The organism is Microbacterium sp. Leaf203 (assembly GCF_001421275.1).
Taxonomy (GTDB): Bacteria; Actinomycetota; Actinomycetes; order Actinomycetales; family Microbacteriaceae; genus Microbacterium; species Microbacterium testaceum_A.
On record NZ_LMKF01000022.1, the window covers coordinates 671,547 to 692,229 of the forward strand.

General features: G+C 70.0%; 16 protein-coding genes. 9 read left to right on the top strand and 7 right to left on the bottom strand.

The features are described 5' to 3' along the window. The first annotated feature begins 58 nt into the window (after positions 1–58). The 3 genes from ASE56_RS04355 (at position 59) to ASE56_RS04365 (ending at position 2,071) form a co-directional block, all read left to right on the top strand. On the top strand, positions 59–649 hold the full coding sequence (locus ASE56_RS04355; RefSeq protein ID WP_074696268.1) for a hypothetical protein: 591 nt from the start codon (positions 59–61) through the stop codon (positions 647–649). Between the two features lie 67 nt (positions 650–716). Further along, positions 717–1,460 (top strand): YcnI family protein, encoded by a 744-nt coding sequence (locus tag ASE56_RS04360; protein ID WP_056225417.1) that lies wholly within the window; start codon positions 717–719, stop codon positions 1,458–1,460. Positions 1,461–1,462: 2 nt separating this feature from the next. Further along, positions 1,463–2,071, top strand: a complete 609-nt coding sequence (locus ASE56_RS04365; protein ID WP_056225420.1) for a copper resistance CopC family protein — start codon at positions 1,463–1,465, stop codon at positions 2,069–2,071. A 153-nt stretch (positions 2,072–2,224) separates the two neighbouring features. Here the strand turns inward: ASE56_RS04365 and ASE56_RS04370 are convergent, their stop codons facing one another. Continuing rightward, on the bottom strand, positions 2,225–3,097 hold the full coding sequence (locus tag ASE56_RS04370) for a neutral zinc metallopeptidase (RefSeq protein WP_056228153.1): 873 nt from the start codon (positions 3,095–3,097) through the stop codon (positions 2,225–2,227). 185 nt (positions 3,098–3,282) lie between these two features. On the opposite strand from ASE56_RS04370, the gene ASE56_RS04375 reads away from it, so the two are divergent. Genes ASE56_RS04375 through ASE56_RS04385 form a run of 3 tightly spaced genes read left to right on the top strand, consistent with a single transcriptional unit; the run spans position 3,283 to position 6,435 of the window. Next, a complete protein-coding gene (locus ASE56_RS04375; protein ID WP_056225423.1) occupies positions 3,283–4,584 on the top strand; it encodes a sugar ABC transporter substrate-binding protein in 1,302 nt (433 codons plus the stop codon). 58 nt (positions 4,585–4,642) lie between these two features. Then, positions 4,643–5,530: a carbohydrate ABC transporter permease gene (locus ASE56_RS04380; RefSeq protein ID WP_056225424.1), complete on the top strand. Its 888-nt coding sequence runs from the start codon at positions 4,643–4,645 to the stop codon at positions 5,528–5,530. Continuing rightward, a complete protein-coding gene (locus tag ASE56_RS04385) occupies positions 5,527–6,435 on the top strand; it encodes a carbohydrate ABC transporter permease (protein WP_235556926.1) in 909 nt (302 codons plus the stop codon). Before ASE56_RS04380 ends, ASE56_RS04385 begins: the two co-directional genes overlap by 4 nt. Positions 6,436–6,509: 74 nt before the next feature. Here ASE56_RS04385 and ASE56_RS04390 read toward each other — a convergent pair whose 3' ends face one another. The 5 genes from ASE56_RS04390 to ASE56_RS04410 are packed head-to-tail and all read right to left on the bottom strand — an operon-like array spanning position 6,510 to position 12,942. After that, positions 6,510–7,544: a LacI family DNA-binding transcriptional regulator gene (locus tag ASE56_RS04390; protein WP_056225427.1), complete on the bottom strand. Its 1,035-nt coding sequence runs from the start codon at positions 7,542–7,544 to the stop codon at positions 6,510–6,512. Between the two features lie 29 nt (positions 7,545–7,573). Beyond that, the gene (locus ASE56_RS04395) at positions 7,574–8,449 is read right to left on the bottom strand and encodes a carbohydrate ABC transporter permease (RefSeq protein ID WP_235556927.1); all 876 of its coding nucleotides are present in this window, start codon (positions 8,447–8,449) and stop codon (positions 7,574–7,576) included. Continuing rightward, positions 8,446–9,384, bottom strand: a complete 939-nt coding sequence (locus ASE56_RS04400; RefSeq protein ID WP_200914120.1) for a carbohydrate ABC transporter permease — start codon at positions 9,382–9,384, stop codon at positions 8,446–8,448. Before ASE56_RS04400 ends, ASE56_RS04395 begins: the two co-directional genes overlap by 4 nt. 55 nt (positions 9,385–9,439) lie before the next feature. Then, positions 9,440–10,759, bottom strand: coding sequence for an ABC transporter substrate-binding protein (locus tag ASE56_RS04405; protein ID WP_056225430.1), 1,320 nt, complete (start codon positions 10,757–10,759; stop codon positions 9,440–9,442). Further along, positions 10,756–12,942 (bottom strand): glycoside hydrolase family 36 protein, encoded by a 2,187-nt coding sequence (locus ASE56_RS04410; protein WP_235556928.1) that lies wholly within the window; start codon positions 12,940–12,942, stop codon positions 10,756–10,758. Before ASE56_RS04410 ends, ASE56_RS04405 begins: the two co-directional genes overlap by 4 nt. A gap of 144 nt (positions 12,943–13,086) precedes the next feature. On the opposite strand from ASE56_RS04410, the gene ASE56_RS04415 reads away from it, so the two are divergent. Next, the gene (locus ASE56_RS04415; RefSeq protein ID WP_200914122.1) at positions 13,087–16,275 is read left to right on the top strand and encodes a hypothetical protein; all 3,189 of its coding nucleotides are present in this window, start codon (positions 13,087–13,089) and stop codon (positions 16,273–16,275) included. Between the two features lie 228 nt (positions 16,276–16,503). Here the strand turns inward: ASE56_RS04415 and ASE56_RS04420 are convergent, their stop codons facing one another. Beyond that, the gene (locus tag ASE56_RS04420) at positions 16,504–17,718 is read right to left on the bottom strand and encodes an amidohydrolase (RefSeq protein ID WP_056225433.1); all 1,215 of its coding nucleotides are present in this window, start codon (positions 17,716–17,718) and stop codon (positions 16,504–16,506) included. 90 nt (positions 17,719–17,808) lie between these two features. Between ASE56_RS04420 and ASE56_RS04425 the strand changes: the two genes are divergently transcribed. Together ASE56_RS04425 and ASE56_RS04430 are read left to right on the top strand one after the other, a co-directional pair. Continuing rightward, the gene (locus tag ASE56_RS04425; protein WP_056225436.1) at positions 17,809–19,002 is read left to right on the top strand and encodes an NAD(P)/FAD-dependent oxidoreductase; all 1,194 of its coding nucleotides are present in this window, start codon (positions 17,809–17,811) and stop codon (positions 19,000–19,002) included. A 143-nt stretch (positions 19,003–19,145) separates the two neighbouring features. Then, positions 19,146–20,399 carry a DUF4190 domain-containing protein gene (locus ASE56_RS04430; RefSeq protein WP_056225439.1) on the top strand — a complete coding sequence of 418 codons (1,254 nt, stop codon included), beginning with the start codon at positions 19,146–19,148 and terminating at the stop codon, positions 20,397–20,399. Positions 20,400–20,683: the final 284 nt, after the last annotated feature.

The window sequence follows — 20,683 nt, forward strand, 5'->3', positions numbered from 1 at the left end:
GGAACACCCCTCCCCGCCCTCGGCGCCCCCGCCGCCTAGGCTGGACGCGAGGAGTGAGATGTCGTCGAGAGCAGGGCGCGCGCAGCGGGCGGGGCGCGGCATGGCCGCGGCCGCGGTTGCGACGTTCGTGGCGACCCTCTCGCACGCGGCCGTCTCGGCTGAGCGCCCGCCCCTCGTCAACATCGTGCTGGCCCTGTGTCTCGCGGCTCCCGTCTGCGTCATGCTCGCGGGTCGCGCACTGTCGTGGACGCGTCTGTCGCTCGCGGTCGTGCTCAGCCAGGCGCTGTTCCACGCGCTGCTCGTGCTCGATCTGCAGGGCGGGTTCGTCCCGGCCGCTCACCACGGCGCGGCATCCATCCTCAGCGCGGCCGGAGCGCACAGTGCGTCGGCTCACGGCGCGGAGTCGCCGTGGATGTGGACGGCGCACGCCGTCGCCGCTCTGGTGACGGTGGTCGCCCTCGGTCGTGGCGAGCGAGCGGTGCAGGCGATCGCCCGGTTCTTCGTCGCGGTGCTCTCTGTGCTGCGCCCCGTGCGGGGTCTTCCTCCGCGGACGGATGCCGTTCTCTCGGCGCCCGAGCCGCTGCTGCTGACGACGGCGATGACCGTGCTGTCGTCGATGAGGCACCGGGGTCCGCCGCTCGCGGCCTGATCCCGCCCTCATCCTTCGCGCGAAAGAAGCGCCTCATCGGCGTGCGCATTTCTTAGAAAGCAGCACCATGTCTCGAAAGACCACTCTTCGTCGTACCCTCGTCGGCCTCGCCGCCGGCGCGGCCTTGGCGATCGCCGTGCCCCTCGCGGCGTCGGCCCACGTCACCGTCAACCCCAACACCGCCACGGCCGGAAGCTACGCCACGGTGAACTTCCGCGTCCCCACCGAGTCGAAGACCGCGTCGACCGTCAAGGTCGAGGTGACTCTGCCGACCGACACCCCGCTGACCTCGGTCCTCGTCGAGCCCGTCCCGGGCTGGACCGCCACCGTCGAGAAGGGGGCGCTGCCCGCCCCCGTCGAGGTCGACGGCAACACCATCTCGGACGGCCCGCTCACGATCGTGTGGCAGGCCGATCCCGGTGTGGGCATCGGGCAGGACCAGTTCCAGATCTTCTCGGCGGTCCTCGGGCCGATCCCCGACACGGGTCACCTGGTGCTCCCCGCCGTGCAGACGTACTCGGACGGCTCGGTCGTCGACTGGACGAACACCCCCGAGCAGGTCGCGGCAGACGACACGCTCGAGCCCGCGCCCGTGCTGTACATCAACGACACCCCGCCCGCGAGCGGCCACGGCGGTCACGGCGGGGCATCGGCCGCGCCGACGATGGGCGACCACTCGATGGAGGCCGCGGCTCAGACGAGCGACTCCTCGGGACTGTCGCTGGGTCTCAGCATCGCCGCTCTCGTGATCGCGATCGCCGGTGCCGTTCTCGGCGCCATCGCCGTGTCGCGTCGCCCGAAGCGCAGCTGAGCATGGGCTCCCGGAACGCTCTGCGCCGAGCCCTGGTCGGGGCGGTGGTCGTCGCTGCGGCGATGACCGCCGCTCTCGGCGGGTCGTCGGCGGCCTCTGCGCACGACAGCCTCGTGTCGTCGACGCCCGCCGAGGGTGAAAGCGTCTCGTCGCTGTCGGAGGTCACCCTCGATTTCAGCGCCAATCTGCTCGGCTACGACGGCGGCAACATCGTCATCGTGATCGGGCCCGAGGGCAGGCACTACGAGAGCGAGTGCGTGGTCCTCGCGGGGCCGACCCTCACCCTCCCGGTCGCTCTCGGAGCGCCCGGTGGGTACACGGTGGAGTGGCGAGCGGTCTCGTCCGACGGGCATCCCGTCTCGGGCGAGATCCCGTTCACGTACACCGGCGAGAGCGTGTCGGCCGGTGCCGACGCCTCCCCGTGCGCGAGCGCTCAGGGCGCCGCCCCGGCGGAGACCCCGGTGGCCGCACCCTCCACCTCGGGCGGGATGTCGGGCCTGACCGTGGGCCTGCTCGTGGGCGGTGGAGCGGTCGTGCTCGTCGGCGTGCTCGTCGTCGTCATCCTCAGCCGCCGTCCCCGCGAGGAGCAGGAGTCGTCCGACACCGAGTGATTCCGGATGCCATGACCCGGCGCGTCCACCCCGAGTCCCGTTCCGCGGGGTCGAGGTGGGTGCGCCGGGTTTCGGCATCCCGAGCCGAACGGGGAGTCCTGGGAGGCGGGGGGCGACGCTGATCGACTCTCGCGAGGCGGCGCCGGCGGAGGCCTAGAGGCTGCCGCCGGGCACCGAGAACGTGTCGCAGGCGTTGACGCCGCCCTGGCGGCCCTCGTCGAACCACCGGGTGCGCTGCGCGCTCGATCCGTGCGTGAAGCTGTCGGGGTTCGAGATCTGACCCGCCTCGGCCTGGATGTGGTCGTCGCCCACGGCGGACGCGGCCGACAGGGCGTCGAGGATCTGCTGCTCGGTCGGAGGCTGAAGGTAGGGGGTGCCGTTCTCGTCCACCTGCTCGGAAGCCGCGGCGACCCAGGCCCCCGCGAAGCAGTCCGCCTGCAATTCGGTGCGGACGCCGTTGCTGTCGGCGCCGGTGCCATTGTTCGGGTACTGCTCCATCACGCCGGTGAGGTTCTGGACGTGGTGGCCGTACTCGTGCGCGAGCACGTAGAGCTGGGCGAGGGGGCCCGCGGTGGTGTCGTACTGCGCGCGAAGGATCGAGAAGAAGGTCGGGTCGACGAACACCGTCTCGTCGGGCGGGCAGTAGAACGGACCGGTCGCGTTCGAGGCTGTGCCGCACGAGCTCCCCGTCTGCTGGTCGACGATGACGAGCTGGGGCTTGCGGTAGCCGTCGAGGCGTTCCGCCCAGAACTGGTCGATGTCGAGCGATGCCGCGGCCAAGCGGCAGGCGTCGTCGCTGTTGGCATCCCGGCCCGTCTCGCAGCTCGCGACCTGTTCGCCGCCGCTGCCGGGGGCCGCGCCGCCACCCGAGCCGAGCAGGCCGGTGAGGTCGGTCCCGGTGAACATCGAGATGAGCAGCACCACCACGGCGCCGAGGCCCACGGCCCCACCGCCGACGGCCGCCACGGTTCCTCCTCGGCGCTTGGCCGAGTTGCCGCCGACGCGGGCATTGTCGTTGAACGTCACGGCGGTCACGCTACGCGCCGACCGGACCGTCGCCGAGGGGCTGGACTTCGGGTGCGGGACGGGTTCGCTCAGACCTCGTCCGTCTGCGCAACCCCCCGGCGCCACGGATTCGCGCGCGTACCGTCGCCCGCGAGGAGCAGCGCGGCCCCGGCGTCCGCTCCTCGCGGAGAGACATCGGAGACCCCATGCCCGTCACACGCCGTTCCTTCCTCGCCGGATCGGGAGCCCTCGCGCTGCCGTTCCTCCTCGCCAGCTGCGGGTTCGTGCAGACCGCCCCCGCCGAGAAGCGCCAAGGCACCCTCACCTTCACGACGTGGGGGACGGATGCCGAACTCGCGGGCTTCCGCGCCGCGATCGCCGCGTTCGAAGCGGCCAACGAGGGCTCGACCGTCGAGCTCAACGCCGTTCCCTACGAGCAGATGTTCACCAACATCGACGCGCAGCTGCAGGCGGGCAACCCGCCCGACATCTTCCGCGTGCCCTATTACACGTTCGGCGCGTACGCCGGTCGCGGCCAATTGCTCGACCTGAAGCCCCTGCTGTCGGCCGACCGCCAGGCCCAGTTCACCCCGCAGGCCTGGGCGGCGGTGCAGAACGGCGACGGAACCTTCGGCCTGCCGCACCACACCGACACCTCGGCGATCCTCGTCAACCTCGACCTGTTCCGTCAGGCCGGGATCGACGCGTCCGAGATCCCGACCTCGCCCGAGAACGCCTGGACCTGGGACCAGCTCGACGCCCTCGGCGAGCGGCTGCGCGCCGGCCTGCCGGGCGACCGCTGGCCGTGGGCCTACAACTGGCAGGGCAACGGCGTCACCCGCTGGCTCAGCCTGCTGTTCCAGTCCGACGGCGCGTTCCTGGAGTCCGACCAGAAGACCCCGGCGATCGACTCCGACGCCGCGCGCGAGGCCGTCGCGTTCTCGAGCTCGTTCTTCACCAAGAACTACGTACCCGCCAACAACACGATCGCCTCCTCGAGCTACGCGGCCGAATCGTGGTTCTCGCAGTCGGTGGCGATGGTGTGGTCGGGGGCCTTCCAGATCCCGGATGCCGACACCACGGCCGACTTCGAATGGACGGCGACCTACGCGCCGCGCAACGTCCGCGCGGGCAGCGACTTCGGCGGCAACGCGCTCGTGGCGACCGCGAACACGCAGCAGCCCGAGCTGGCCGCGGCGTTCCTGGAGTTCGTGACAGACGCCGCTCCCATGCGCGACTTCTGCCGCGCGGCATCCCTCCTCCCCACCCGCGGTGATCTGCTGAACGACCAGCTCGAGTTCGACGTGCGGCCCGAGCTCGCCCCGGTCTTCGCCGGTCAGGCCTCGCTCGTGCAGCCGCAGGACGTCGCCCAGGTCGCGAGCCCCTCGATGTCGGCAATCCTCCCGGTGCTCAAGGAGCAGCTCGACCTCGCCTTCACGGGCGCGCAAGATGCCGCGACCACGGTGACGAACCTCCAGTCGGGCATCGGAGCGGCCACCGGTGGCTGACACCGCAGTCGCCCGGCCGGGCCTCCCGCGGCCGGGTCGCCCGGAGCGGGGGGAGCGTATGCGCACCCGCCGCCCCGGCGCCCGTCGCGAGGCGCTCGCGGCGTACGGGTTCCTCGCGCCGAACTACCTGCTGCTGCTGGTGTTCGTGCTCGTGCCGCTGGTGGGGGCGTTCTTCGTCAGCCTGCAGCGCACCGACGGGTTCGGCGACGGCACCTTCGCGGGGCTCGACAACTACGCACGACTCGTCGGCGACCCGCTGTTCTGGCGGGCGCTGGGCAACACCGTGCTGTTCACGTTGCTCGTGACGCCGCTGTCGATGCTGCTGGGCCTGGTCGCCGCGACCCTGCTGAACACCGCGCTGCCGGCCCGGCCGCTCTGGCGCTCGCTGCTCATCCTGCCGATGGCGGTGTCGGGTGTGGCCACCGCGCTGATCGGCGTGCTCGTGTTCGACCAGAACTCCGGCATTTTGAACCGAATCCTCACCGCGGTGGGTCTCGCACCCGTCACGTGGCAGTCCGATCCGGTACCGGCGTTCGCGACCATCGTGCTGTCGACGGTGTGGTGGCGCACGGGCTTCAACATGCTCATCTATCTCGCAGGACTCCAGGGCATCGGCCCCGACCTGTACGAGGCGGCGACCCTCGATGGTGCGAACCGGTGGCAGCGCTTCCGCAACGTCACGATCCCGCTTCTCGGACCCACGTCGTTCTTCCTCGTCGTGCTGAACGTGATCTTCTCGTTCCAGGTCTTCGACATCGTGTTCGTCCTCACCGGCGGCGGGCCGGGTGGCGCGACGAGCGTGCTCGTGACCTACGCCTACGAGACCGGATTCGTCACGCGCGACCAGGGCTACGCCGCCGCGATCGGCATGGTGCTGTTCCTGTTCGCCCTCGTGTTCGCCGCGGCGCAGTACCGCGCCTCCCGCACCAAGGACGTGGTCGAGTGAGCATCCACGAGCGCCTGGACGCCACGGCATCCGCGTCCCCCCTGGCCCCACCCACCGTGACCCCGGGCCGCCGTGCCCGCGACCGGTCGCGGCGGGGGAGTGCGATCGTGCGCACCCTCATCGTCGCGGTGGTGGGTCTTGCCGCCGTATCGCCGCTGTACTGGATGCTCGCCGTCGCCTTCTCGTCGCGCGCCGAACTGCTCGGCGGGCGGGAGCTGCGCCTCTGGCCGCGCGAGGTGACCTTCGAGAACTTCGAGCGCGTGTTCGCCTCGTTCCCCGTCGCGACGTGGTTCGGCAACTCGGTGGCGATCGCGGTGGTGGTGACCCTCATCTCGGTCAGCACGAGCCTGCTCGCCGGGTACGCCTTCGCGCAGCTGCGGTTCCGCGGCTCGACGGCGCTGTTCTTCCTCGCGCTCGCAACGCTCGTGCTACCGGTGCAGGTGATCATGGTGTCGCTATTCCGCATCGTCACCGCAACAGGGCTGTACGGCACCTACTGGGCGGTGATCCTGCCCGTGTCGGCCTCGGCGTTCGGGCTCTTCCTCGCGCGGCAGTTCATGCTCGGCATCCCGCGCGAACTGATCGAGGCCGCCCGCCTCGACGGCGCCGGGCACGTGCAGACGTTCCTGCGGGTCGTGCTGCCGCTGTCGAAGCCGCTCATCGCGGTGCTGGTGTTCATGAGCCTGCTGTCGTCGTGGAACGACTTCGCCTGGCCGCTGATCGCCCTGCGGGAGAACCGCCTGTTCACCCTGCCGATCGGCCTGCTCTACCTGCAGGGTCAGTTCGGCAGCGACTACGGCGCGACGATGGCCTACGCCCTGCTGAACGTGGTGCCGATCGCGATCGTGTTCCTGGTGTTCCAGCGGTACTTCGTGGCGGGCTTCGCGCGGAGTGGCATCAAGTGAGGCGCTGAGGTTCCTGAGCTGGTCGAAGGGGCCGGGTCCGTCGCTCAGTCACCTCGGTAGCGGATGCCGCGGGCTCAGCCGATGCGGCGCACGGCGGCATCCGCCGCGGGAGCCGCCGTGCTCTCGCGGACGACGAGCTGCGGACGCTCCGACGAGAAGCGCCGCCCCGTCTCGCCCGCAATCTCGTTGAGGAGCAGTTGCAGGCCCCGGCGGCCGAGACCGGCGAAGTCCTGGTCGACCGTCGTCAGAGGCGGCGTCCACAGGGCGGCGAGGGGGTGATCGTCGAAACCGGCGACCGAGACGTCATCCGGCACGCGTCGGCCCGAGGCGACGAGTCCGCGGATCACGCCCATCGCGATCTCGTCGTTTCCGCAGAACACCGCGGTGACCGTCGGGTCGTCGGCAAGGCGGCGACCGATGTCGATCCCCGACCGCGGGTCCCACGACGCATCGCTGAGCGGGGGGACGACGGCGCCGCGGCGCTTGAGAGCGCGACGCCATCCGGTGGTGCGGCCGTCCTCGCGCCGAGACGGCGGCACGCGCACATGATGAACGGTCGCATGCCCCAGATCCAGCAGATGTTCGGTGAGCTCTTCGGCGGCGCTGGCCTCGTCGAGCACGGCCTGACGCAGTCCCGGCTCGCGCACCCCCGACAGGGCGACCAGGGGAAGGGATGCCGGAATGCGATGCAGCGCGGCCACCCCGGGCGGATCGAACTTCAGCACGCAGACCCCCGCCAGGGGTTGGGCCAGGGTGGCGGCGATCGCACGGTCGATCTCGGCCTCGTCGGTGCTCTCGACGACGGTGATCATGACCGTGTAGTCCTCGGCGCGGGCCGCCTCTTCGATGCCCCGGATTGTCTCGGCGTAGCCGTACTGAGACGTGTCTCCGGCGATGACGGCGATCACCTGCGCCTTGCGCGACGCGAGCACGCGCGCCGCTGCGCTCGGGCGGAAACCGAGTTGGGCGATCGCCGCCTCGACCGCCTCGCGCTTTCCGGCACTGACCTTCGCCGCGCCCGTCAGCACGCGCGACACTGTCGGAACGGAAACCCCCGCCAGCGCGGCGACGTCGGCGATCGTCGCCGGCTTGGTGCGGGGGTTGTCCATCGTGCTCCGTCGGTGGGGAGCGGCGAAGGTCATTTGACCGCGCCGCTGGTGATGCCCGAGATGATCTTGCGCTGCGCGACCATGAAGGTGATGAGCAGGGGAAGGCTCATCAAGATGATGTACGCGAAGATCAGATGCCAATTCTGAAGGTACAGACCGGCGCTCGCCACCTGGTAGAGGTTGAGTGGCAGCGTGTCGAGGCGTCCGCCGACGACGAACAACGCGTAGAAGACGTCGTTCCAGATGTAGAGGCAGATGAGGATCGTCGCGGTCGCGAGAACGGGCATGAGCAGCGGCAGGATGATCTTCACGAACACCTTCACCGGTGAGGCCCCGTCGACGCGGGCGGCCTCTTCGAGTTCGAGCGGGATGGTCCGCACGAAGCCGGTGACGAAGAAGATCACGGTCGACATGTACATACCCATGTAGACCCCGATCATGCCCACCGGGGTACCGGCGAGCCCGAGTTGACGTAGCAGCAGCACGATCGTGACGACGGCGGGCGGGAGCACGATCCCGCTGATGGCTACGGCGTAGACGAACGCGAGGCCTTTCGATTTGCGGCGACCCAGGATCCACGCCGCCATCGATCCGAGGATCAGAACGCCGAGCACGGCCGGCACCATCACGAGCACGCTGCCGCCGAAGGCCGCGATCATGCGACCATCGCCGATCACGGTGGCGAAGTTGTCGAGAAGGTGCCATTCGGTCGGGAGCGCGAGGGTCGGGACGAAGGCTTCGGCCTGGGTCTTCGACGCCGTCAGCACGGTCAGCAGGAACGGGATGCCGAGAAGGGCCACGGCGACGAGGATCGCGACGATCGGCTGCGCCACGCGGGCGACGGGACGACGGCGGCGGGGTTCGGGTCGCGCGCGACCCGTCGTCAGAGTCATGGTCTCGGTCACAGCACGTCCTCCCGCTTACGCAGAATCCGGATGACGGGGAAGGCCAGTACGGCGACGACGACGAAGAGAACGAGGCTCATCGTGGTCGCCTGGGCGAACAGGCCCTGGCCGAAGGTCCGGAAGATGAAGATGTTGAGCAGTTCGGTGGTTCCGCCGGGGCCGCCGGCCGTGGTGGCCTGCACGATGTCGAATCCGTTCATCGAGCCCAGCAGAGCTGTGGCGACGTTGAACGTGACCGCGGGGGCGAGCAGCGGGAATCGGATGGAACGGAAGGTGGTCCACCAGCCCGCGCCGTCGAGGCGGGCGGCCTCGATGACGTCGTCGCTGATGGTCTTGAGTCCCGCGAGGTAGATCAGCATCGACAGGCCCATCCACTTCCACGCGTGGATCAGGGCCACCACCACGATCGTCCAGGTCGTGCTACCGAGCCACGCGATGTCGACGTTCTGCCCGGTGAGCAGGCTCAGGATGCCGTTGAGGGCGCCGTCGGGCTTGAGCATCGCCTGGAAGATGTAGCCCACCGCGAGGGCCGACATGATCACGGGGACGAAGAACGCGACGCGCAGGGCCCGGTTCGTCCGGGTGTCGCGCTCGAGCAGGAGAGCGAGGGCGAGGCCGAACAGGTTCTGGAAGATCGCGACAAGGACGGCGTAGACGAGCGTCACCGTGAGCGCGTTCACGAGCGTGCCGTTCGAGAACAGTGAGACGAAGTTGTCGGGGCCGATGAAGTCGATCGAACTCTTGAAGCTCGACCAGTTCGTGAAGGCGTAGACGAAGTTGAAGACGGTGGGGATGGCGAAGAACACCACCAGGACGGTCAAAGCCGGAACCAGGAACCACAGAGGGTGGTCCTTCTTGTGCTGGCCACGCGACGCGGTGCGCGACGATCGCGGTGGCGGCGTCACCGCGCGGGGACGCTCCAGGGTGGATGTCATCACGTTCCTCCGAACGAGAAGGGGGCGCCGGACTCGCCACCGGCGCCCCGCGGGATCAGAAGCCGGCGGTGCCGATGGCCTTGGCGAGCTCGGCGAACTGCGACTGGGTGGCTTCGGCGACCTGGGTGGGCGTCTTGGTGCCCTGGATCATGTCGCCGAGATTGAGGTACAGGTCGGGGTTGGCGACGGCCAGAGCCTGCATCGACCCGACCGAGTCGCCCAGCGAGCTGCTGACGTCGAGCAGCGCCTGCGGCACCTCGCTCGACGAGTCCACCGCGCTCTGCAGCGAGACGGTCTTCTGCGCCTTCACGAAGTCCGCATAGCCGTCGCCGAGCCAGTAGGACAGCAGCTGCCTTGCGGCGGCCTCGCGCTTGGCATCCCCCGTCTTGAAAGCGACGAGCGCGTTCGACTGGTCGGGGATGAAGGTGCCGACATTGCCGCTCGGCGAGATCGGGAAGAACCCGATCTTCTCGTTCAGCTCGTCAGTGCCGGCCAGTGACTGCAGCTGACCGAAGAACGAGTTCACCTGCACGGCCATGGCGGCCTTGCCCGAGAGCAGGGCGGGGCCCTGGTCCTCGAACTTCGCCGTCTTCAGGTCACTGTTGAACAGACCCTCCTGGATGAGGCCCTGGTAGGTGTCGATGGCTCCCTGGATGGTGGGGTCGGTGAACTTCTCCTCGTTCTTGTTCACGCGGTCCCACAGCCCCGCCTTCGCGGCGTCGGCGAGCTGCACCTGCACCCACCACTGCGTGGCCCACGGGGTGCCGCCGCCGAAGTCGAAGAACGGCGTGACGCCGGCGGTCTTCAGCTGGCGGGCGTCGGCGAGGAACTCGTCCCAGTTCGCGGGCGTCTTGGTGATGCCCGCCTTCGCGAACACCTCCTTGTTGTAATAGACGCCCTCGACGGCCGGGGTGGAGATGAGAGCGGCGTAGCGGGTGCCGTTCAGGATGCCGGTGATGTCCTTCAGCTCGGGCGTGTACGCGTCGACGAAGGGCGCGCCATCGAGCGGCTGAAGGTTGGTGTTGGCGTTCAGCGCCGTCAGCTGCGACGCGGTCGGCTGCCAGAACGCCAGGTCGGGCTTGTCGCCGGTGGCGACCTTCGTCTGCACGCTCTGCTCGTACGGATCGGGGATCGTCACGACGTCGACCTTGGCGCCGGTGGCGGCCTCGAAACCCTGAACGACGCTGTCGGGCACCTTGTTGGAGTTCTGGGCGGCCCAGATGGTCAAGGTGGTGCCGTCGAGCTTCGTGTCCTGGGCGGGCCAGTCGGCCGGGCCGGCCGCGGAGCCGCCTCCGGCGCCCGGGTCCGAGCAGCCGGCGAGGGCGATGGCCGCGACGGTGGTGAGCGCCGCGGCGGCGATGAACCGCTTCTTCATTGAATTGCTCCTTCGATGTGATCAGTGTGATCTGGTGCGGGCGTCGTCGTCGACTCGACGGGCCGAGCCGACAGACGCAGGGTGCGGGCGCCGAGACGGGTGTCGACGCCGCGCACGTGGAGGGTTCCCGTCGTGGCGTCCCAATCGGTGTGCCAGGCGGAGAGGTCCAGGGGGAAGACCGGGGTCACCTCGACGGAAATGCCGACGAGGTGGGGGAAACGCAGTGAGACGGCGTCCGCGCCGCCGCGTCGCCAGATCGAGACGAGTTCGCCGCCGTCGACGCGCAGCCCGAGTGCCAGCCACGGGTCGTCCCAGCACGGCAGGCCGAGGGGCCAGTGGGGGTGCGACGAGGCGATCTCGGTCCGCAGGTCGCGTGCGACCGAGATGGCCGCCGCCACGCGATCGCGCTGCGCCGCCGACATGCGGTTGAGGTGGCCCGAGACGTAGAAGCGACCGAGCAGTCCCGTGACGAGGCAGAACGACGACTCCTCGGCATCCATCTCGGGTTGGGGGTACGCCCAGCTCGCCGCCTGCTCGGGGAGGATCGACAGGGGGGCGGACACCGCGATCGCGGGGTACTTGCGGTAGTCCTGCTGGTCGGAGGTCGACTGCATGGCCAGGCGCGAGAGCATCGCGTAGTCCATGCGCATCGCGCCCGAGCTGCAGTTCTCGATCACGAGGCCCGGATGCCGATCGAGCACGCCGTCGAGCCAGTCGAGGACCGCGCGTCCGTGCTGCAGCAGACCGTCGCCGACGCTGTCGGCGTCGAGATCGGTTCCCGGCCCGGGGTTGATGTTGTAGTCCATCTTGAAGAAGCCGACCCCGAACTCGGAGACGAGCCGGTCGACCACGGAGTCGAGGTGGGCGCGTGCAGCGGGGTGGCGCAGATCCAGGTGGAAGCGGTCATGCTCGACCACGCGCTCGCCGTTGCGCTGCAGGAACGCCTCGCGTGGCAGGCGGTCGGCCAAGGGGCTGCGGATCCCGACGACCTCGGGCTCGAGCCAGAGCCCTGAGACCATCCCGGCGGCGTGGATCGCGTCGATGACCTCTTCGAGGCCGCCCGGGAAGCGCGTCGTGGACGGCATCCACTCGCCGACCGTGTCCCACCAATGGCCCGAGTCGTCGTACCAGCCGGCGTCGATGCAGAAGATCTCGGCACCCACCTCGGCCGCCGCGCGGATCAGAGGCAGGAGCTTTTCGGTGGTCGGGTCGCCGTCGAGGGTGTTCATGTAGTCGTTGAACACGACGGGCATCGCGGCGTTGTCGGGATGCGCGCGACGGGTGGCCCGCCGATGATCGGTCAGCGCGTCGACGGCGCCGTCCCCGTCGCCGGCGAACGCGACGGTGACGGGGACACTGGTGAAACCGTCGGCGGGGTCGAGCACGCGGGTCCACCCCGCGTCGGCGTCGGTCGGGCCGGACAGGGCGAGATATGCGCCTGCCGTGTCTTCGCCGACCTCTCCCCGCCAGGCGCCGTTGTGCTCGATCTGCCAGGCCAGGGCGAGGCCCGCGGGCTGCGATTCCAAGATGCCGGTGGGCAGGTGATGCGCCGTCGACCAGGTGCCCGTCGAGACGGCTGCCGACGCTCCGCGAGGGTCGTGTCCGGTGAGGTGCTCGGCGAGGGGAACGAAATCGGGACCGCGCAGGGGAGTACGCGTCCACCGACCCTCGCCGAGCCAGTCGCTGACGCCGGAAACCCGCTCCCATCCGGAGAGGGCGTCTCCGGGACGGGTGCGGTCGGTGAAGCCCGAGACCCACGACGCCACGGCCCGCAGCACGATTCGTCCGTCGCCGACGTTCGTGACGGTCACGCGGCTCGACACCGCGGCGATGCCGTCGCGGGCGACCAATTCGATACGTGCTTCGAGGGCGCCCGATCGTTCGCGGATGGTGAGAGTGCGAACACCCCCCGACTCCGTCTCGGCGTGGTCGACGTACCGCATCCGCGCGCCGTGCTCGGTGTGGGCCAGACGGCCCGAGGCGGGGCGGTGGCCGGCGTCGGCGGTGAGGACCTCGACGAAGGGCACGCGGTGCACCGGAAGCGTGCGGCCCTCGACTTCGACGGCGGTGCAGGCGACGGGCGAATCGGCATCCCACTCGAAGGACAGCGTCACGAGGTCGTTGCCCCAGCCCAGTACGGGGGTGGGGGTCGAGCCGGTGGCTGCGGGCTGCATCGTCGTCATTCGTCTCTCCGTCGTGTCGAACTGTCCAGGACGCTAGTCGAGTGTGAAAGCGTTATCAAGTCGGATCTTGAAACCGCTATCAAATCGCGTTACATTCCTCCGGGGCGCAACGCGGCGCCCTCTGATCGATGGAGATGCACCCCGATGAGACACCCCCGATGGATCGCGGCGAGCACGGCGGGGGCCGTCGCCCTCGCCGCCCTCGCCGTCGTCGCGCCCCCCGCAGCGGCTGCCACCACCGACACCCTTTCGGTCGACTTCGCCAACACCACGGGGGACTTCCGTGGCGGAGCGTCGGGCACCCTGTACGGGCTCGGTGACGACGGAGCACCCACTCAGGCGCTGATCAACGGCGCCCACATCACGAACACCTCGCAGAAGGCGCCATACGGCACGCAACACCCCAGCGGGGATGCCTTGAAGGTGGAGAAGGGGTTCTTCGCGAAGAACGGCACCCAACTCGACATCTACGTCCAGGACTACTACCCCGACTGGGCCTACAACGGCGGCCGGCGCCCGAGCGATGACCGCACCTACAACCAGGCGGATGGCACGTACACGAATCAGCCCAACGGTATCTGGGACTACCTCGAGGTCGTCGAGTTCGTCACCGAGGCGGTGGCCACGCAGTCCCAGCACCCCGACGAGTACGTCTTCATCCCGTTCAACGAACCCGACGGGGGCAACTGGTACAACGACTGGACGTTCTTCAACCAGCAGTTCCTGCCCGACTGGAAGGCCGCGGTCGACAAGATCCGCGAGGTCTACGCCCGGCACGGTCTGGCCGCTCCGGTCATCGGAGGCCCCGGCGACGCGTCCTGGCACGCCGACCGCACCAGTGTGTGGCTCGACTACGCGAAGCAGACCGGCACACTGCCGCAGTTCATGATCTGGCACGAGCTGGGCATCGACAACCTCGCCACCTATCGCTCGCACTACGACGAGTACCGGGCCATGGAGAAGGCGAAGGGCATCGCGCCGCTCGAGATCAACATCACCGAGTACGGGCTCCTCCGCGACATGGGCGTGCCCGGTCAACTGGTCCAGTGGTTCTCGATGTTCGAGGACACCAAGGTCGACGCGCAGACGGCGTACTGGAACTACGCGGGCAACTTCTCCGACAACTCCGCTCGTCCCAACGGGGCGAACGCCGGGTGGTGGATGTTCAAGTGGTACGGCGACCTGGCGGGCAGCAAGACGGTCAAGGTCACCCCGCCGCAGCTCAACGTCGCCGATACCCTGCAGGGAATCGGCGCGATCGACAGCGCCGACAAGAAGGCCACGGTGCTGTACGGAGGATCGAGCGCCGACACGGTGAACCTTTCGATGACCGGGCTGGATGCCACGACCTTCGGCGACCGCGTGGACGTCGAGGTTCGTGAAGCCCCGCTGTCGGGAGCGGAGGGACTGGCGGCCACCCCGCGCGTGCTGACCTCACTCAAGGGCGTAGCCGTGACCAACGGCGCCTTGCAGGTGAGCGTGCCCAACTACGACCGGTACGCCGGGTACCAGCTCGTCGTCACCCCGCAGCGCGACGCGGCGGACACCGCTCAGGCATGGTCCGCCTCGGTTGAGGCCGAGGACACCGCGATCAGCGGCGCCCGTGTCTACGACCAGTCGCCCACCGGCAACGGGGGATGGATGTTCCTCGCCTCGCACGGGCGCGACGTGGGCTCGTTCAACAACGTCGGCTCGAAGGCCGACTGGAGCGTCACCGTTCCGCGCGACGGGACGTACCGATTCCAGGTCATCGGGGCCACTCCCGGAGTCCCCGGACGACACGCGCTGTTCGTGGACGGGGCCAACACGGCCACCGTGCAGTACACCGCCGACCTCGCGCTGAACGACAACAGCCGGTGGAAGTACCGCGGCAGCGCCGAGGTGGAGGTCGCGTTGACGGCCGGCACGCACGTGCTGTCTGTCCGCGCGAGCGCCGACGGGTCGACCGTCTTGCCGAACGCCGACATCACGCTCGATAAGTTCTCACTCACTGACGTGACCGACGGTGAGAAGACCGTCTACCCGGCGTCGACCACGCGTCTGGCCGGTGGGGCTGCGCTCACCTACGACCGCCAGGGGTCCCGCGGCTCCGCCGCCATCCAGGGCGACGGTCGCGCCGACGTGTACGCCACCGCCTTCGAATCCGGCTATTACGACGTCGCCGTCGACTACTCCACGACCACGGCATCCGACGTGGCGATCTCCGTGAACGGCCGAAAGGTCGCCGCGGCATCCACCGCCGGGGCAGGCACCTGGTCGAGCGTCGTGCGTCTGCACCTCTCTGAGGGCATCAACGAGATCGAGGTCGGCTCGAACGCGGGCCTCTCCCTCGCCTCGGTGTCGACCACGAGAGCCGCCCAGGCGGATTCGGCGGCCGTCAAGGTCGAAGCCGAGTCGGGGGTCGTGGCGGGTACCGCCAGCGTCGGCAGCCTCGCCGCCTCGACGGGATCGAACGTCTCGGAGGGCCGGTTCGTCGGCTTCCTCGGGAACGGCGCGGGCAACACCGTGACGATCCCGCGCGCCGCCGGCTTCCAGGCCGCGGGCGACTACGACGTCGTCGTGAAGTACTCCAACGCCGAGGTTTCGGGTCGCCACGACTACAACCCGCAGGTGGTGGACCGCCCCCTGCAGGTGTCGGAGGCCGGGACCGGCCAGGTGGGTGAGGGGTACTTCCGCTACACCTACTCGTGGAACAGCTTCTGGGAGCGCACGGTGCCGGTGACGCTGAAGACGACCGACGGCGCCCTCACCTTCGGAAGCGACGGGCACTTCGCGCCGAACATCGATTACGTGGTGATCGCTCCGGCACGCCTCGGCGACGTCACCACGACAGGCGGGGCGACGCCCACACCTGGTCCGTCGACGAGCCCGTCGCCGACGGCCTCGCCGTCGCCGACCACGGTCCCGACCACGGTCCCGACGGCGCAGCCCACGACGTCCGCGATCGCGCCGCGGGCGACCGCGTCGGCGCGCACCGTCGAGCAGGGTCAGTCGGTGCGGGTGGATGTGACCGGGCTCCGGGCCGGAGAGCAGGCCAGCGCCGATCTCCGCTCCGAGCCGACGGTGATCACGGGCATCCCCGTCGCGGACGCCACCGGTGCGGTGAGCTTCTCGGTGCGGGTGCCCGCTGCCTTCGCGGTGGGCGCGCACAGCATCCACATCCACGACGCCGCGGGCACCGAGTTCGCGGTCCTGCCTCTCGCGGTCGTGGCGAAGGGACAGCTCGCGGCGACAGGAGCGCAGGTGCCGCTGGGCGCTGCGCTGTTCGGAGTGCTGATCCTCGTCGCCGGTGCCGGTGCGTGGGTGTTGCGCCCGCGTCGCTCGCTCAGCTGACACCCCGCCCGGGGAACACGAGTGCCCGCCCTCTTCGGAGGGCGGGCACCTTCGTCGGTCCGAGCACGGTCTCACCGTCGCGTGAGAAGCCAGCTCCCGACCCCGAACACCGTCGGACACGCGCGCCCACGATCGGCCGCGGTCGGAAGGTGCTCAGCCACCTCGGCGTGGAGTTCCCTGAGCCTGTCGAAGGGACCGGGTCGGCGCCGGACGCCGCGCGCGACGCTCTCAGCCGAGGAACTCCCGCGCCGCCACGACGAGATTCTCCACGCCGCGGTCGATCGTCGGCTGCATCACCGGGGCGAAGTACGGCGAGTGGTTCGTCGGGATGTCGCGCTCGACGGTGCCTCCCGCGAAGGCCTTCTGGAACGTCTCGGGATCGACACCGCCCCAGAACCAGAACACCAGGGGGGCGCCCGACTCGCGCGCGAACCACGACACGTCCTCGCTCCCGGTGAACATGCCGGGGTCGACGACCGAGCCCTCACCGAACGAGCGCTGGAACGCCGCGGTGAGGCGGGCCGTGGCATCCGTGTCGTTGATGGTCGGCGGCAGGGTGTGATCGGTGGTGATGGTGGGCGTCTGCTCGGCCCCCGATGCCTCGGCCTCGGCGCGGATGATGCGCTCGACCTTCGTCATCACGCGCTCGCGCGCGGCGTCGTCGGGGTAGCGCAGGCTCAGCTCGAGCTTGGCCTCGGCGGGGATGATGTTGTTCTTCAGTCCGGCGTGGATCGATCCGACGGTCACGACGGCGACGTCGCGAGGGTCGACCTCGCGCGAGACGACGGTCTGCAGGCGCATGACGGTGGCGGCGGCCATGACGACGGGGTCGATCGTGGAGTGCGGGCGCGAACCGTGACCCCCGCGGCCGTGGAGCACGACGGTGAGGCCGTCGGATGCCGCCATCTGCGTGCCCGGTCGCACGCCGATCATGCCGGCGGGAAGGGGCGTGACGTGCTGGCCGAGCACGATGTCGGGTTTCGGGTACCGGTCGAGCACGCCGTCGGCGATCATCGCCTTCGAGCCCGCCCCGTACTCCTCGGCGGGCTGGAAGACGGCGACGACCGTCCCCGCCCACTCGTCGCGAGTGGCGACGAGGCGCTCGAGGGCACCGATCAGGGCGGTGACGTGCATGTCGTGGCCGCACGCGTGCATCACGGGGACGGCGTTGCCGGCCGGGTCGGTGCCGCGCGCGGTGCTGGCGTACGCGAGGCCCGTCTGCTCCTCGACGGGAAGGCCGTCCATGTCGGCGCGCACCCACACGACGGGACCCTCGCCGTTGGCGATGGTCGTGACGAGGCCGGTGCGGCCGACGCCCTCTTCGACGTCGAGCCCGAGATCCGCGAGGTGGCGGGCGATGACACCCGCCGTCCGCGTCTCCTGGAACGACAGCTCGGGGTGGGCGTGCAGGTCGGTGTAGAGGCTTTCGAGGTCGACGCTCATGCCCCGAGCCTAGTCAGCGGGGCGCTACCGGATGCCGCTCACCCCCGCAACCCATCCGCTTCGGTCAGGTTGAGCGGCGACGCTGACGCCATGACCACCACACACTTCGACTACCTCATCGTCGGCGGCGGAATGGTCGCCGACACCGCCGCCCGCGGCATCCGCGAGATCGACGCCGACGGATCCATCGGGATCCTGAGCGACGACGTCGACGAGCCGTACACGCGCCCCGCCCTGAGCAAGAAGCTGTGGACCGATGACGAGTTCACGTGGGAGAAGGTGCCCCTCCGCACCGCCGACGACACCGGCGCCGACATCCGGCTGCGCACGCGCGCCACGGCGATCCGCCCCGGCGAGCACGAAGTGGATGCCGGAGACCAGACGTTCTCGTACGGCAAGCTCCTGCTCGCCACCGGCGGCAAGCCCGTCCCCCTCCCCGTCGACGACCGCTCGAACGGAGAGCGCGCACTGACCTTCCGCACGGCCGAGGACTACCGCCGCCTGCGCGCCCTCTCGAAGGACGTCGACCGCATCGCCGTGGTCGGCGGGGGATACATCGGCTCGGAGCTTGCCGCAGCCCTCGTGCAGAACGACGTCGAGACCGTGCTGATCCACACCGGTGCGGTGCTCGGTGACGCGGTGTTCCCGCCGGCGCTCGCGGAGCGGTTCGAGAAGCTCTTCCGCGATGCCGGCGTCGAGATCGTCGCGGGTTCGAAGGTCTCGGGAGGAGAAGTGGATGCCGCGGGCGCCCGCCTCGACCTCGAGAACGGTGACGAGGTCCGCGCGGATGCCGTCGTGAGCGGTCTCGGTATCGAGGTCGCCACCGACCTGGCGGAGAACGCCGGGCTGACGGTGGACGACGGCGTGCACGTCGACGCGCAGCTGCGGGCGTCGGCCGACGACGTGTACGCCGCGGGCGACGTCGCCAGCTACCCCGACCGCCTGCTCGGGCGCCGCCGCGTCGAGCACGTCGACAACGCCAACGAGCAGGGCAAGGCGGCCGGACGCAATCTCGCGGGCGCCGCCGAGCCCTACACGCACACGCCGTACTACTACTCGGCGGTCTTCGGCATCCGGTACGAGGCGGTCGGAACCCTCGACTCCTCTCTCGAGACGGTCGAGGACTGGATCGACACCGAGCGCGGCGTCGTCTACTACCTCGACGACGATCGGGTCGTCGGCGTCCTGCTCTGGAACGTCGAAGAGGCGCGGGATGCCGCCCGCGCGGTGCTCGCCGAGGCGGACACCCTGACGCGCGACGACCTCGTCGGGCGAATCCGCTGACGGTGCGGGCGAGGGCGCGAGGTGCGGACGGCCTCGCCCCTCGCCCTGCGCCGGGCTCCGCGCTCGTGCGGAGGGCCCCGCGGCACTAACCTGGACGCGCGCTGACAGTCTTCGGCGCGAGAGACCCCCCCCAGGAGCGCCCGATGGCCAACGCTGAACTCCGATTGTCCGTTCCCGTCGATCGAGCCCGCGACGCGGTCGGCTACGCCCTCGCCGAGCAGGGCTTCTCGGTGCAACCGACGGCATCCGGCTCCCTCGACGTCTCGCGCGGCAGCATGGGCACCACCCTCGTCGCCGGAGCCTTCGCGGGTCAGGACATGCACGTCCGCTTCGACGTGCACTTCTCTCAGGCTACCGAGGGGACGCTCGCGTCGTTCGAGCACTCCGCGGTCGGCGGGTTCTTCAAGGGCGGCGCGATCGGCGCGGCCAAGGCCGGCGATGTCGTGCGACAGGCGGCTCATCTCACCGGTGAGCGCCTGGCTCAGCAGGGCCTGCTCGTCGGCGGCGTGCCGGCGGCCCCGTCCGATGCGGGCGCCGCGCAGCAGCCGGTCGCGACCGACGGCACGTGGGCACCTCCGGTTCCGCCGGCGCCGCCCGGGTACCCGGGCGCGGCCGCTCCCGCCGCGGACGGCTCGAGCGCCGCCCCCGCCTATGGTGCGACGCCGGAGTACCCCCAGGCGGGTGCACCCGCGCACGGCGCCTCGCCCTACGGCACCGCTCCCGCCGCTCCGGGAAAGACGAACGGCATCTCGATCCTCGCGATCATCCTCGGCTTCGTGTTCCCCGTCGGCGGCATCATCGCGGGTGTCGTGGCCCTCGCCCAGATCAAGCGCACCGGCGAGAAGGGACGCGGCCTCGCCATCACCGGCATCGTCGCGGGCGCCGTCATCAGCGTCCTGGCGATCATCGCCGTGATCGGTCTCGTGATCTTCTCGATCGCGGTCGGTTCGCAGGCGTCCTCGTCGGACCCCTTCGACATCCCGGACTACCCGCAGGACGGCGGCGTCACCGTGGGCCCGAGCGAGGCGGCCCCGGGCGACGGCGACACCTTCACGCTGCCCGTCGGCGCGTGCCTCGACAACGTCCCGGGCGGCTTCATCAGCTCGTCCAACCTCGTCGACTGCGCGGTCCCGCACACGTACGAGGTGTTCAGCAGCTTCCTCCTGCCCGAGGGGACGTTCCCGGGCGACGACGCGATCGCGACCGCGGCCCAGGAGGGCTGCGACGCTGCGTTCCCGTCGTTCGTCGGCATCCCCTTCGACCAGTCGGCGCTGAACTATCAGTTCGTCGCTCCCACCGAAGACACCTGGGCCGGCGGCGACCGCGAGATCTCGTGCCTGCTGTACGACCCGGCCGTCGAGGAGACCACCGGGTCGCTGGCGGGCTCGGCGCGCTGACGCCGGGCGCGAACGGCGTCCATGCGAGGCGCTGCGTGGCGCGCGGGGCGGGAGGTGCCTCGCGCCGGGGGCGACGGTGGTGAATTCCCCGACGGCGCCATGAGAGTCGCCTGTGTCCTGACAGTGGGCTCGTGCCCACCGGCGGAGGAACACACGGAGGGGTGAGCGGGGAGACGCAGAGTGGGCCGCGTCCCCCCGCCCGACGCCGAATCGGGTACATTCGGCGCTTGAGCAACCGGGGGAGTCTCTAGGGGGAGAACAGGTTGCTCAAGTCGAAGGTGGGA

What these genes read in the sequence shown, in the direction of transcription:
- ASE56_RS04430 (WP_056225439.1), top strand. Translation starts at nt 19,146, where the DNA reads ATGGCCAACGCTGAACTCCGATTGTCCGTTCCCGTCGATCGAGCCCGC.
- ASE56_RS04415 (WP_200914122.1), top strand. Translation starts at nt 13,087, where the DNA reads ATGAGACACCCCCGATGGATCGCGGCGAGCACGGCGGGGGCCGTCGCC.
- ASE56_RS04405 (WP_056225430.1), bottom strand. Translation starts at nt 10,759, where the DNA reads ATGAAGAAGCGGTTCATCGCCGCCGCGGCGCTCACCACCGTCGCGGCC.
- ASE56_RS04390 (WP_056225427.1), bottom strand. Translation starts at nt 7,544, where the DNA reads ATGGACAACCCCCGCACCAAGCCGGCGACGATCGCCGACGTCGCCGCG.
- ASE56_RS04355 (WP_074696268.1), top strand. Translation starts at nt 59, where the DNA reads ATGTCGTCGAGAGCAGGGCGCGCGCAGCGGGCGGGGCGCGGCATGGCC.
- ASE56_RS04425 (WP_056225436.1), top strand. Translation starts at nt 17,809, where the DNA reads ATGACCACCACACACTTCGACTACCTCATCGTCGGCGGCGGAATGGTC.
- ASE56_RS04410 (WP_235556928.1), bottom strand. Translation starts at nt 12,942, where the DNA reads ATGACGACGATGCAGCCCGCAGCCACCGGCTCGACCCCCACCCCCGTA.
- ASE56_RS04365 (WP_056225420.1), top strand. Translation starts at nt 1,463, where the DNA reads ATGGGCTCCCGGAACGCTCTGCGCCGAGCCCTGGTCGGGGCGGTGGTC.
- ASE56_RS04360 (WP_056225417.1), top strand. Translation starts at nt 717, where the DNA reads ATGTCTCGAAAGACCACTCTTCGTCGTACCCTCGTCGGCCTCGCCGCC.
- ASE56_RS04380 (WP_056225424.1), top strand. Translation starts at nt 4,643, where the DNA reads ATGCGCACCCGCCGCCCCGGCGCCCGTCGCGAGGCGCTCGCGGCGTAC.
- ASE56_RS04375 (WP_056225423.1), top strand. Translation starts at nt 3,283, where the DNA reads ATGCCCGTCACACGCCGTTCCTTCCTCGCCGGATCGGGAGCCCTCGCG.
- ASE56_RS04400 (WP_200914120.1), bottom strand. Translation starts at nt 9,384, where the DNA reads ATGACATCCACCCTGGAGCGTCCCCGCGCGGTGACGCCGCCACCGCGA.
- ASE56_RS04420 (WP_056225433.1), bottom strand. Translation starts at nt 17,718, where the DNA reads ATGAGCGTCGACCTCGAAAGCCTCTACACCGACCTGCACGCCCACCCC.